The sequence below is a fragment of the Streptomyces sp. enrichment culture genome (assembly GCF_964272895.1).
Lineage (GTDB): Bacteria > Actinomycetota > Actinomycetes > Streptomycetales > Streptomycetaceae > Streptomyces.
The window spans coordinates 2,588,958-2,600,918 of record NZ_OZ186832.1 but is presented as its reverse complement, the minus strand read 5'-3'; the positions used below and the strand labels follow the sequence as shown (position 1 = coordinate 2,600,918).

At 71.0% G+C, this 11,961-nt stretch carries 12 protein-coding genes; 7 read left to right on the top strand and 5 right to left on the bottom strand.

Annotated features, from left to right (window positions below):
- Nucleotides 1-9: 9 nt before the first annotated feature.
- Nucleotides 10-654, top strand: a complete 645-nt coding sequence (locus ACSU6M_RS11765; protein WP_437069364.1) for a mycothiol-dependent nitroreductase Rv2466c family protein — start codon at nucleotides 10-12, stop codon at nucleotides 652-654.
- Between the two features lie 118 nt (nucleotides 655-772).
- Here the strand turns inward: ACSU6M_RS11765 and ACSU6M_RS11760 are convergent, their stop codons facing one another.
- Together ACSU6M_RS11760 and ACSU6M_RS11755 are read right to left on the bottom strand one after the other, a co-directional pair.
- Entirely contained in the window at nucleotides 773-1,414 is a 642-nt protein-coding gene (locus ACSU6M_RS11760) for a superoxide dismutase (RefSeq protein ID WP_437069362.1), read from the bottom strand.
- Between the two features lie 114 nt (nucleotides 1,415-1,528).
- A complete protein-coding gene (locus tag ACSU6M_RS11755; protein WP_437069360.1) occupies nucleotides 1,529-2,929 on the bottom strand; it encodes an amino acid permease in 1,401 nt (466 codons plus the stop codon).
- Between the two features lie 360 nt (nucleotides 2,930-3,289).
- Between ACSU6M_RS11755 and ACSU6M_RS11750 the strand changes: the two genes are divergently transcribed.
- A complete protein-coding gene (locus ACSU6M_RS11750) occupies nucleotides 3,290-3,898 on the top strand; it encodes a biotin transporter BioY (protein ID WP_437069358.1) in 609 nt (202 codons plus the stop codon).
- Nucleotides 3,899-3,980: 82 nt separating this feature from the next.
- Here ACSU6M_RS11750 and ACSU6M_RS11745 read toward each other — a convergent pair whose 3' ends face one another.
- On the bottom strand, nucleotides 3,981-5,438 hold the full coding sequence (locus ACSU6M_RS11745; protein WP_437069356.1) for an amino acid permease: 1,458 nt from the start codon (nucleotides 5,436-5,438) through the stop codon (nucleotides 3,981-3,983).
- 214 nt (nucleotides 5,439-5,652) lie between these two features.
- Here ACSU6M_RS11745 and ACSU6M_RS11740 point away from each other — a divergent pair, with 214 nt between their 5' ends.
- Together ACSU6M_RS11740 and ACSU6M_RS11735 are read left to right on the top strand one after the other, a co-directional pair.
- The gene (locus tag ACSU6M_RS11740) at nucleotides 5,653-6,141 is read left to right on the top strand and encodes a ribose-5-phosphate isomerase (protein WP_437069354.1); all 489 of its coding nucleotides are present in this window, start codon (nucleotides 5,653-5,655) and stop codon (nucleotides 6,139-6,141) included.
- A gap of 44 nt (nucleotides 6,142-6,185) precedes the next feature.
- Nucleotides 6,186-6,995: an Fpg/Nei family DNA glycosylase gene (locus tag ACSU6M_RS11735; protein ID WP_437069352.1), complete on the top strand. Its 810-nt coding sequence runs from the start codon at nucleotides 6,186-6,188 to the stop codon at nucleotides 6,993-6,995.
- Nucleotides 6,996-6,999: 4 nt separating this feature from the next.
- On the opposite strand, the gene ACSU6M_RS11730 is transcribed toward ACSU6M_RS11735, so the two are convergent.
- The gene (locus tag ACSU6M_RS11730; RefSeq protein ID WP_437069350.1) at nucleotides 7,000-8,259 is read right to left on the bottom strand and encodes a GNAT family N-acetyltransferase; all 1,260 of its coding nucleotides are present in this window, start codon (nucleotides 8,257-8,259) and stop codon (nucleotides 7,000-7,002) included.
- Nucleotides 8,260-8,443: 184 nt separating this feature from the next.
- Between ACSU6M_RS11730 and ACSU6M_RS11725 the strand changes: the two genes are divergently transcribed.
- The gene (locus tag ACSU6M_RS11725) at nucleotides 8,444-9,619 is read left to right on the top strand and encodes a PP2C family protein-serine/threonine phosphatase (protein WP_437069348.1); all 1,176 of its coding nucleotides are present in this window, start codon (nucleotides 8,444-8,446) and stop codon (nucleotides 9,617-9,619) included.
- A gap of 5 nt (nucleotides 9,620-9,624) precedes the next feature.
- A complete protein-coding gene (locus ACSU6M_RS11720; protein ID WP_437069347.1) occupies nucleotides 9,625-10,068 on the top strand; it encodes an HD domain-containing protein in 444 nt (147 codons plus the stop codon).
- 8 nt (nucleotides 10,069-10,076) lie between these two features.
- Here the strand turns inward: ACSU6M_RS11720 and ACSU6M_RS11715 are convergent, their stop codons facing one another.
- On the bottom strand, nucleotides 10,077-11,195 hold the full coding sequence (locus tag ACSU6M_RS11715; RefSeq protein WP_437069345.1) for an acyltransferase family protein: 1,119 nt from the start codon (nucleotides 11,193-11,195) through the stop codon (nucleotides 10,077-10,079).
- A 326-nt stretch (nucleotides 11,196-11,521) separates the two neighbouring features.
- Between ACSU6M_RS11715 and ACSU6M_RS11710 the strand changes: the two genes are divergently transcribed.
- The gene (locus tag ACSU6M_RS11710) at nucleotides 11,522-11,716 is read left to right on the top strand and encodes a hypothetical protein (protein ID WP_437069344.1); all 195 of its coding nucleotides are present in this window, start codon (nucleotides 11,522-11,524) and stop codon (nucleotides 11,714-11,716) included.
- The last annotated feature ends 245 nt before the right edge of the window (nucleotides 11,717-11,961 follow it).

Genomic DNA, 11,961 nt, shown 5'->3' with positions numbered 1-11,961 from the left:
AGGAGAGACATGTCGGACAAGACCCCCGTCGACTTCTGGTTCGACCCGCTGTGCCCGTGGGCCTGGATGACCTCGCGCTGGGTGCTGGAAGTGGAGAAGGTCCGCAACATCGAGGTGCGCTGGCATGTCATGAGCCTCGCCGTCCTCAACGAGGACAAGCTCGACGAACTGCCCGAGGAGTACCGCGAGATGCTCGCCACCAAGGCGTGGCAGCCGGTGCGCGTGGTCACCGCGGCCTGGCAGAAGCACGGCGACGCCGTCCTCGGCCCGCTCTACACCGCCCTCGGCACCCGCTTCCACAACAACGGCGAGGGCCCGACCCTGGAGGCCATCGCCGGCGCCCTCGCGGACGTCGGCCTGCCCGCCGACCTCATCGACTACGCCGAGCAGAAGGACTTCGAGTTCGACGCCGAGCTGCGCGCCTCCCACAAGGAGGGCATCGACAAGGTCGGCCAGGACGTCGGCACCCCGGTCATCGCCGTCCCCGGCCCCGACGGCGAGCAGCTCGCCTTCTTCGGCCCCGTCGTCACCCCGGCCCCCAAGGGCGAGGAGGCCGCCCGCCTCTGGGACGGCACCCTGGCGGTGGCCTCGGTGCCGGGCTTCTACGAGATCAAGCGGACCCGGACCAAGGGCCCGGACTTCTCCAACCTCTGACCGGTGAGCCGGAAGGGCCCCACGGGGAGTCACGTCCTCCCCGTGGGGCCCTTCCTCTTTTCATCAGCCTGCCCGATCAGCGGTGAGAAGACGATCACGAGCAGGACATCCCGGTCGCTCAGGGAGCGAGCAGCAGCACATCCGCGCGGGACTTCGCGGCCTCGTAACGGCGGGCCACGTCCTGCCAGTTGACGACCTGCCACATGGCCTCGATGAAGTCGACCTTCTGGTTCCTGTACTGGAGGTAGAAGGCGTGCTCCCAGGCGTCGAAGACCAGGATCGGGGTCGAGCCCTGGCCCACGTTGCCCTGGTGGTCGTAGACCTGCTCGACGATCAGCCGCCCGCTGACCGGCTCGTAGGCGAGCACGCCCCAGCCGGAGCCCTGCGTGGTCGCGGCCGCCTTGGACAGCTGGGCCTTGAACGCGGCGAAGGAGCCGAAGGACTCGGTGATCGCGTCGGCCAGCTCGCCCACGCCGTCCACGGCCAGCGGCTCGCCGCCGCCGTCACCGGTCATGTTCTGCCAGTAGATCGAGTGCAGGATGTGCCCGGACAGATGGAAGGCCAGGTTCTTCTCCAGCCCGTTCAGCGCCGCCCACTGCTCCTTGTCGCGCGCCTCGGCGAGCTGCTCCAGCGTGTCGTTGGCGCCCTTCACATAGGCCGCGTGGTGCTTGTCGTGGTGCAGCTCGATGATCTCCGGGCTGATCACGGGCGCGAGCGCGGAGTAGTCGTAGGGCAGTTCAGGCAGCGTGTAGACGGGCATGGCGGGTCCCCTCCGCTCTTATTGCAACTAGTTCGCAATAACAAGCTAGCAGCAAAAAGCCCCCGTGTGGATCACACGGGGGCTTTTGTGTCGCGGGGGCCGCGGCGGAGGGCGTCAGCTCCTGGCGCGGGTCTTCTGCCAGCCGTAGCCGACGGCCGCCAGGAACAGCGTCATGCCGCCGGTGTAGTACAGCTGCACCCGCGTGTCCGGCTCACGGGCCATCAGCACGAACACGGCCACCATGCCGGCCAGCGCCACCCAGGTCAGCACCGGGAACGCCCACATGCGCACGACCAGCTTCTCCGGCGCCTCCCGCTCCAGCCGGCGGCGCAGCTTCAGCTGCGAGGCCGCGATGAAGAACCAGACGACCAGGATGACCCCGCCGATCATGTTCAGCAGCCAGGGGAACACGTCCTCGGGCCGCCAGTAGTTGAGCGCCACGCAGACGAACCCGAAGACGCAGGAGGCCAGCACGGCGATCCGCGGCACCCCGCCGGACACCTTCGCCAGTGCCTTCGGACCCTGCCCGCGCTGCACCAGGGAGTAGGCGATGCGCGAGGAGCCGTAGATGTTGGCGTTCATCGCCGACAGCAGGGCCACCAGCACGACGACGTTCATCAGCTGGGCGGCGCCGGGGATGCCGAGGGTGTCGAGGGCGGCGAAGTAGGCGCCCTTGCCCTCCTCGACCAGGGCCGCGGAGTCCCGCGGGACCAGCGTCACGATGACCGCCATCGAGCCGACGTAGAACAGCGCGATGCGCCACATCGCCGTGCGGACCGCCGTGGCCACGCCCTTGACCGGGTCCTCGGACTCGGCCGCCGCGATGGTGACCGTCTCCAGTCCGCCGTAGGCGAAGATGGACGCGAGCAGGCCGATGATCAGGCCCTCGCCGCCGCCGGGGAAGAAGTCGGTGAGGTGCGAGGTGCCGGGGGAGTCGGTGCCGGGCAGCAGGCCGAAGATGGCGAGCCCGCCGAGCACCAGGAACAGGCTGATCGCGCCGACCTTCATCGCCGCGAACCAGAACTCGAACTCGCCGAAGTTCTTCACCGCCGCCAGGTTCGCCCCGCAGAAGACCACCATGAACAGCGCCACCCAGGCCCACTCCGGGGTGCCCGGCAGCCAGCCCGTGACGATCTTCGCCGCGCCGATGCCCTCCAGGCCGACGGCGGTGCACAGCAGCACCCAGAACGACCAGCCGGCGGTGAAGCCAGCCCAGGGGCCGAACGCCCGCTCGGCGTGCGCCGAGAAGGAACCGGAGGACGGATAGGCGGCCGACATCTCGCCCAGCATCCGCATCACCAGCATCACCAGGAGGCCGGAGAGGGTGTAGGCGAGGACGATCGAGGGGCCGGCGGCGGCGATGCCCGCGCCCGAACCGACGAACAGGCCGGCGCCGATGACACCGCCGAGGGCGATCATCGACAGATGGCGCTGCTTCAGTCCGTGGGACAGGGGCGAGGAGGCGTCCGCCTGCGGCGGTGCCTCGGTGGTGGCCTCGGTGGCGGGGTGGGACATGGGAGCGGCTCGTCCAGGTGGTGAGACGGGACAACGGCGAAACGTCCACAGTGTGGTCAGCCTCTCCGCTGAGCGGTGAGCGCCGACCACCATCCGGACGCGGCGGGTGCGGAGGGTGAGGGTCCGCTCACCGCTCGGCCGGGACTCCGTCCCTCCGCCTTTTGGTGGGACCCTACAGCCCCGCCCTGTGACCGGACACCCGCTGCCTCAGTGACCGGTGTCACGCCGGGGTCGTCCCTTTGTCGGGAGTCCACCAAGCCCGTGATCCGGCGTTTGTCGAGCGCTGACGGTGATCGCCTCCGCGGCGCTGGGATAGCGTCACGGTGTCCCGAACTGCCCTCATCTCCCCGCGGAGTCCCCATGAGCACCGCTGCCGTCGCCCCCGCCCGCCCGGGCCAGGTCCTCGCCGACCTGCTCCCTTCCCCCACGCTCCGCGCGGGCGGTGCCGCCACCCGCGTCCGCGACATCGCGCTCGTCGTCGGCGGCGCCGCGCTCACCGGGCTCGCGGCCCAGATCGCCGTGCCCGTGCCGGGCTCCCCGGTCCCGGTGACCGGCCAGACCTTCGCCGCGCTGCTCGTCGGCACCTCCCTCGGCGCCGGCCGCGGCTTCCTCTCCCTCGCGCTGTACGCGCTGGCCGGCATCGCCGGTGTGCCGTGGTTCGCGGAGGGCGGCTCGGGCGCCGCCGCCCCGTCGTTCGGCTATGTCCTCGGCATGATCCTGGCCGCCACCGTCGTCGGCGCCCTGGCCCGCCGCGGCGCCGACCGCACGATGCTGCGCACGGCCGGCGCGATGCTGCTCGGCGAGGCGATCATCTACGCCGTCGGCGTGCCCTACCTGGCGCTGGCCGCCGACATCCCCGCCGCGACCGCCGTCGAGCTGGGCCTGACCCCGTTCCTGATCGGCGACGCGCTCAAGGCCGCCCTGGCGATGGGCCTGCTGCCCGCCGCCTGGAGGCTCGTCAAGCGCTGAGCCACCGGCTCCGGCCTCAAGCCCCTACGGAACAGGCCCCGCGGCAGCACTGCCGCGGGGCCTGTTCGTGTCACAGGCGGTCTCAGCCGGTCGTGACCTTGTCGGCCGGCTCGGCGGCGGCCTCCACGGCGGCGGCCGGACGTCCGGCGCCCGTCTTCTGCCGGACCACGGCGACGGTGACCACCAGCGCGGCGACGAGCAGCGACAGCAGCACCTGGTCACGCCCGGTCTCGTCGAAGAGCATGTAGACCAGCACGAACGAGATCATGCCGATGGTCGCCCAGGTCAGGTACGGGAACAGCCACATCTTCACGAGCAGCTTCTCCGGCGCCTCGCGCAGGATGATCTTCCGCATGCGCAGCTGCGAGAAGCAGATGACCAGCCAGACGAAGAGCGCGACCGCACCCGAGGAGTTCAGCAGGAACAGGAAGACCGTGTCGGGCCACTTGTAGTTGAAGAAGACGGCGACGAACCCGAAGATCACGGAGCCGATGATCGCGGCCTGCGGGACGCCCTTGGCGTTGGTCCGGGCGAACGCCTTCGGCGCGTCCCCGCGCTCACCGAGCGAGAAGGCCATGCGGGAGGCGGTGTAGACGCCGGAGTTGAGGCAGGACAGCACCGCGGTCAGGATGATGACGTTCATGATCTGACCGGCGTGCGGGATGCCGATCGAGTCGAGCGCCGCGACGTAGGAGCCGTCCTTCTGGAGCTCGGGGGAGTTCCACGGCAGCAGCGAGACCACGACCAGGATCGAGCCGAGGTAGAAGGTGCCGACACGCCAGATCACGCTGTTGGTGGCCTTGCGGATCGCGCGCCGCGGGTCCTGCGACTCACCGGCGGCGAGGGTGACGATCTCGCTGCCCATGAAGGAGAAGACGACCATCAGGATGCCGGTGAGGATGGCGCCGTAGCCGTTGGGCAGGAACCCGCCGTGCTCGGTGAGGTTGCTCAGCCCGGCCGTGGAGCTGTCCGCGCCCGGCAGCACGCCGAAGATCGCGAGCCCGCCGATCAGGATGAAGGCGGCGATGGCGACGACCTTGATGCCGGCGAACCAGAACTCGAACTCGCCGTAGGAGGCGACCGAGCCCAGGTTGGTGGCGGTCAGCACGACCATCACGATCAGCGCCCAGGCCCACTGCGGAACGGCCGGGATCCAGCCGTTGAGGATGTCGGCGCCCATGGTCGCCTCCACGGCGAGCACGACGACCCAGAAGAACCAGTACAGCCAGCCGATCGAGAAGCCGGCCCAGCGGCCCAGCGCCCGGTCGGCGTGGGCGGAGAACGAACCGGAGGTCGGGTTCGCCACGGACATCTCGCCGAGCATGCGCATCACGAAGACGACCATCGCGCCCACGAGCGCGTAGGACAGGAGGATGCCGGGGCCGGCCGCCTTGATGCCGGCGGCGGAACCGCCGAACAGGCCGGCACCGATCACACCGCCGATGGCGATCATCGACAGATGCCGGTTCTTGAGACCCGCCTGGAGTCCGGAACCGGGGTCGCCGTTCGCGGTCTTGGACGGGTTCGGCTGCGAGGTCATTGGATGGATTTCCTTTGCGCCGGGGGAGCGGGTTCTCGTGCGCAATCACAGAGCGGTGCACGAGTCGGTCCAGTGAATCCGAGGTAACGAGATTCGTGAACCTTTGATTCCGTATCGTTATTTGAGGTTTTCCTGAGGTTCTGTAGTCTTTGTCACACTGACGGCCGTCCCACCTGCGAACCCGCCCCCCGGACGCGCATGACACACTCCTCCCATGCGCGTGTATCTCGGCTCCGACCATGCGGGCTTCGAACTCAAGAACCACCTCGTCGAGTGGCTCAAGGCGGCCGGGCATGAGCCCGTCGACTGCGGCCCCCACATCTACGACGCCCAGGACGACTACCCGCCCTTCTGCCTCCGTGCCGCGGAGCGCACCGCCGCGGACGAGGGCGCCCTCGGCATCGTGATCGGCGGCTCCGGCAACGGCGAGCAGATCGCCGCGAACAAGGTCGAGGGCGTGCGTGCGGCCCTCGCCTGGAGCGAGGAGACGGCGGCCCTGGGGCGGCAGCACAACAACGCCAACGTCGTCGCGGTGGGTGCGCGCATGCACACCCAGGAGGAGGCGACGAAGTTCGTCGAGACCTTCCTGAACACGCCGTTCTCGGGCGACGAGCGCCACATCCGCCGGATCGACATGCTCTCCGCCTACGAGACCACGGGCGACCTGCCCCCCATCCCGGCGCACCACCCGCAGCAGGACTGACGACGAGGAACGACGCCCTCGGGGGCTGAGAGGAACCACGAGCCGTGCCAGAGGGGCACACGATCCACCGGCTGGCGTACGACTACGCCGCCCGCTTCCTTGGCACGGCCCCCCGGGTCACCAGCCCCCAGGGCAAGTTCTCCGACGCCGCCGCCCTGCTCGACGGCTCGGAGCTCACCCGCACCGACGCCCACGGCAAGCACCTCTTCCTGGGCTTCCGCGACACCGACTGGGTCCACATCCACCTGGGCCTGTTCGGCAAGGTCGCCTTCGGTGACGCGCCCGCGCCCCCGCCCACGGACACGGTCCGGCTGCGGCTGGCGAACAGCACCTCCTACGTCGATCTGCGCGGCCCCACCACCTGCGCCCTGATCACCGACGGCGAGAAGCGCGCGATACACGACCGGCTCGGCCCCGACCCGCTGCGCGAGGACGCCGACCCGGACGCGGCCCACCGGCGGATCTCCCGCAGCCGCACCACGATCGCCGCCCTGCTGATGGACCAGAAGGTCATCGCGGGCGTCGGCAACGTCTACCGCGCCGAGGTCCTCTTCCGCCACGGCATCGACCCCTACCGCGCGGGCAAGGACATCACCCGCGCCGAATGGGACGCGATCTGGACCGACCTGGCCGCCCTGATGCGCGAGGGCGTGCGCCACAACCGCATCGACACCGTCCGCCCCGAGCACACCCCCGAGGCGATGGGCCGCCCGCCGCGCGTCGACGACCACGGCGGCGAGGTGTACGTCTACCGCAGGGCGAACCTGCCCTGCCACATCTGCGGCGAGGCCGTCCGCACCGCCGACCTCGCCGCCCGCAACCTGTTCTGGTGCCCCGGCTGCCAGCGCGCCTGACGGCTCAGAAGCCGTGCGGCAGCCACGGGGCCACCGGCGAGCCGAACGCCACCGACGCCTCCGCCAGCGCCCCCTCCCGCAGCTCGCGCACCCGCCCGGCCGCGGCCAGCGCCGACAGACTCACACCGCCGAGGTAGGCCGCCCCCAGCTCCCGTACCGACAGGGAGAGATCGGCCGCGTCCGCCGTACGCTCGCAGGCCGCACCCTTCGGATCGCCCGACAGCCGCCAACGCCCCTCGTTCCAGGGGCAGAACGCGTCCTCCACCGCGAACACCACATCCACCGGCGCCTGGTACGTGCGCGCCTGGAGCGCCGCGCCGAGGTCCACCAGCCGCACATACAGCTGGTCCCGCTTCTGCAGCAGACAGCGCCGGATGTCGGACACCTGGTACTGCCACGCCTCGTCGACCGGCCGCCCCCGCACCACCAGCCGGGTCATCAGGTCGATCCCGAACAGGAACCGCCACAGCGCCGCCTGGCTCGCCGGGTCCTCGCCCGCCAGGTCCGACAGCGTGACCGTGCCGTTGTGCCCGGACGGACCCCAGTCCATCTTCGTGCGGAACCGGGCGTACCCGGTGATCCGGCCGTCCCGCTCGGCCACCACGCACTGCAGCGGCGAACCGCCGTCCCGGTGCTCCTCGGGGTCCAGCACCCCCAGCCGCTCCCAGCCCGGCTGCCGGGCGAGCATTCCGGGCCGCCCCGGCACCAGACGGGCGTACACCGCCTCGCACGCGTCGAGCACCTCACCCGGCGCCGCGTACCTGAGCCGTACGTCGTCCGTACCGTCCGGCACGGACAGCCGCACCCGGCTGGTGTCGATGTCCGCGCCGAGCTGGAACGTGGCCGCGGCGTACCCGTAGCGGCCGTAGATGTCCGGTTCCGATGCCGTCAGCACGGCCAGCGGCTCGCCCCAGGACCGGATGTCGTCCAGCTGCCGGCGCATCATCGCCGTCAGCAGACCGCGCCTGCGGTGGGTGGCCGCCACGCTCACCGTGGTGATGCCCGCCGCGGGCACCGAGGCGCCGCCCGGCACCGTCACCCGGAACGCGAACGCCCCGGCCGTGCCCACGCAGTCCGGCCCGTCCCAGAGGCCGAGGAAGCGGTGGCGCGGTGCGGCGAGCGCGTTCCACAGCTCCCGCTCCTCGGCCGGTTCCTGGGCCCCGCCGAAGGCGCGGATCAGATTCCCATACCACGGATCCCAGTCGCCCTCGCGCAGTTCCCGCATCTCCGGCACCGGGCCGGTGCCCGCACTGTCAGTCGCCATGGGGCCATCCCTACCAGCGCAATGCGGGACGAGCCACCCAATTTCCGTGGGCCCGCCACGGTTTCGCCGCCCGTGGAGTTCACTGAGAGCCACGACGAGGAGGACGCGGCGCGCGGTCTCGGACGGGGGACAAGTGGGACCTCCCGTGCCATGGGGCCGGTCGGGTGGATAGGGTCCCGGACTGATGGCAGCAGGACGAACGCGGCGCACCGCCGCCGAGACGGTCCCGGCCCGGTTGCGGATGCAGTGGCACCGGGTCCGCGTCGCCCTGCGCAGAAACGCCGTCGACTACTTCCGCGGCGACGGCTCCGACTGGGTCGCCCTGGCCGGCCTGCTGCTGACCGTCCCGCTGATCGCCGCCGGCACCCTGGCAAACCCGGTGTGGTTCTCGCCGGCCGCGCTGGTGCTGCCCATCGTGGCGGGCGGGCTGCTGCTGCGCCCGGCGAGCCTGCTGGGGCTGTACGCGGCCGCGGCGACCGCGCTGATCGTGGAGTCGGTCCAGCTCGGGCCCTACACCCAGGGCAGCTCGCGGGTCACCCCCGGCGTGGTCCTGGTGGTCGCCGCCTGCGGGTTCTTCGGGCTGCTCATCGCCCAGTTCCGCAGCCGGGTCGGCGTGCCCTGGCGGCGCGGCGGCACCATGCTGTTCGACCTGCGCGAGCGCATCCGCACCCAGAGCAGGCTGCCCAAGCTGCCACGCGGCTGGCACCACGAGATGGCCCTGCGGCCCGCGGGCGGCCAGTCCTTCTCCGGCGACTTCGTCGTCGCGGCCCGCACCAACGGGGGCCGCACCCTGGAGGTCGTCCTCACCGACGTCTCCGGCAAGGGCATGGACGCCGGCTCGCGCGCCCTGCTGCTGTCCGGCGCCTTCGGCGGCCTGCTGGGCTCCCTGCCCCCGCACGCCTTCCTCCCCGCCGCCAACGGCTACCTCCTGCGCCAGGACTGGGAGGAGGGCTTCGCGACCTCCATCCACCTGGTCCTGGACCTCGACTCCGGCGACTACGAGCTCTACTCCGCCGGGCACCCGCCGGGCCTCCAGCTCAGCGCGGGCAGCGGCCGCTGGGAGGAGAAGGCGGCGGAGGGCCCGCTGCTGGGGGTGTACGACGGGGCCCAGTTCGACCCCGTGAAGGGCGTGCTGCGCCCCGGGGACGTGCTGATGCTGTTCACCGACGGCCTGGTGGAGACGTCCGAGCGGGACATCGTCGAGGGCATCGACCGGCTCACCGGCGAGGCCGACCGCTATGTCGCCGCCGGTTTCCGCGGCGCCGCCTGGCATCTCATCGAGGCCGTCGCCAAGGACGTCAACGACGACCGGGCCCTGCTGCTGATCTGCCGCGAGGGCCCGACGGCCCAGTCGTCCTGAGGAGTGTGTGTACGGTGCTGACGCTCACCGAGGTCGAGGCCCTGGCCCGCGCCGCCCACGAGGGGCAGACCGACAAGGCCGGGCGGCCCTACGCCGAGCACCTGGCCGCCGTCGCGGCGGGCGTGCGCGAGCGCGGCGGCGACGCCGACCAGATCGCGGCGGCCTGGCTGCACGACGCCGTCGAGGACGACGCGCTGTCGGAGCGGTGGCTCGGGGAGGCGGCCCTGAGCCGCCGTACCAAGGACATCGTGCTCGCCGTCACCAAGCGGGCCGGCGAGAGCCCCGAGGAGTACGCCGGGCGCATCCTCGCCACGCCGGGGGCGCTGCTGGTCAAGCAGGCCGACCTGGCGCACAACGCGGACCCGGCGCGGCTGGCCGTCCTGGACGAGGCGACACGAGTGCGGCTGACCGCGAAGTACGCGCGGATGCGGTCTCTGCTCGGCCTGTGACGGGCCTCTCAGACAGGCTCCCGCACCCGCTCCGGCTCCCGCGTCCGTTCCCGCTCCCTGGCCGTCTCCACGGCGTCCCGCCGGAACGCCCACGCCATCCGCGGCTCCATCACGCACCGCAAGACCCGCCGCACCGGCGGAGTGCACAGCAGTGTGACCCCGGCGCCCGCGAGCAGCGTGACCAGGGCCGCACCCAGCGGGCCGTGCAGCCAGGCGGCGTCGTACCAGCCGTAGAACTCGGCGGACTTGGTGACGAAGCCGTGCAGCAGATAGCCGTAGAGCGTGCCCGCGCCGAGCCCCGTGCACCACAGCCGGCGCCCCGGCACCCAGGCGAGGAAGCAGGCCGTCAGCAGCACCGAGCAGCCGAACAGCGCGAGCACCATCACCGGCCCGCACCACCACGGCGCCCCCAACTCCTGCGCGGAGTCGCGGTGGTAGAACCACCCGGAGTTCATCCGCGGCACGCTCCACCACGCCACCGCGAACGCGGCCGCGAACACCGGCACCGCCGCGATCCGCACCGAACGCCGGCGCACCCACCGGAAATGCCCGGGTTCCAGACACAGCCCCAGCACGAAGAACGGCAGGAACTGCAACACCCGCTGGAGATCGAGGTCGTCACCGATCTCCGGCGTGACGGACGCCAGCATCGCGACGACGAGCGCCACGGCGAGCGGGTACCGGACCAGTTTCCACAGCGGGGTCGTGAGCCGCCACACGAACAACGCGACCAGAAACCACGTGAGATACCAGGGATCGAGCAGCGACACCGGCTGCGCGGGATCGTGACCGGCGAAACGCTTGAAGAGCGAGTACGCCGTCTCGAAGACGAGATACGGCACGAGAACACCCGTCACCAGCCGCCGGACCCGGCCGGGACTCATGTCGAAGCCGCGCGAGAAGTAACCGGAGACGACGATGAACGCGGGCATGTGGAACGCGTAGACCAGCATGTACGCGCCCTCCAGAACCCGGTTGCCGTCCTTCAGCGGCTCCCAGGCGTGACCCATGGCCACCAGCACGATCGCCAGGTATTTGGCGTTGTCGAAGAACGCGTCGCGCCGTGGGGGGTTCGACGGACGAAGGCTCGGTACTGCACTTGTGGGGGACGTGGCAGCGTGGAACATCCCAGGCACCCTAGCGATGCTTCCGCGCCTCCGTAAAACCCCCCGGACGAATTCGCATTACCTGTGAACTCGATGTGCGGATATCGCAATGTGAGCATGCAAACAGTGCGCCGATGAAGGGGCGCGGGAAGGTGTGAGAATTCACCGTGCGGGTAGATGCTCGAATTTCCGTGCGTGACAAGGCCGATCACCGGCGGCGGACGGTGCGCGCCGCCGCGCCGTCACCCCCGCCGCCACGGCCCTTTGGTGACACGATGGTTCAGCCGGGGCCCCACGGGGCAGTGCCTCCGGCGGGAGAGTCGACCGACCCAGGGGTGTGATCAGTCGTGGCCATTTCGCTGTCAGTGGTACTGCTGTTGGCGATCATCCTGGTGGTGCTCGTACGAGGCGGCTCCCTCAAGGCCGGCCCCGCCGTCGTCGCGGTCCTCTTCGGCTTCTTCCTCGCCTCGACCGGCATGGCCCCGTCGATCAACCGCTTCCTCGACTCGATAGCGGAATCGATCAGCGCGATCAGCTTCTGAGGCGGGGACGGCCGCTTCCGCGGCGGGCACGGCCCCCTAAAGGCTCGTCGGGCCGCGTCCGGGGCGCGTAAGACCGCTTCCGAGGTGCGTAGGGCCACTTCCGAGGTGCGTAGGGCAACTCCCGAGGTGCGTAGGGCCACTTCCGAGGTGCGTACGGCCACTCCCGAGGTGCGTACGGCCGCCCGCCACCCCGCCGGCCCGCCCGCACGGACGGGTCCGGTTACGCTCGTCCGGGATCGCCCGCC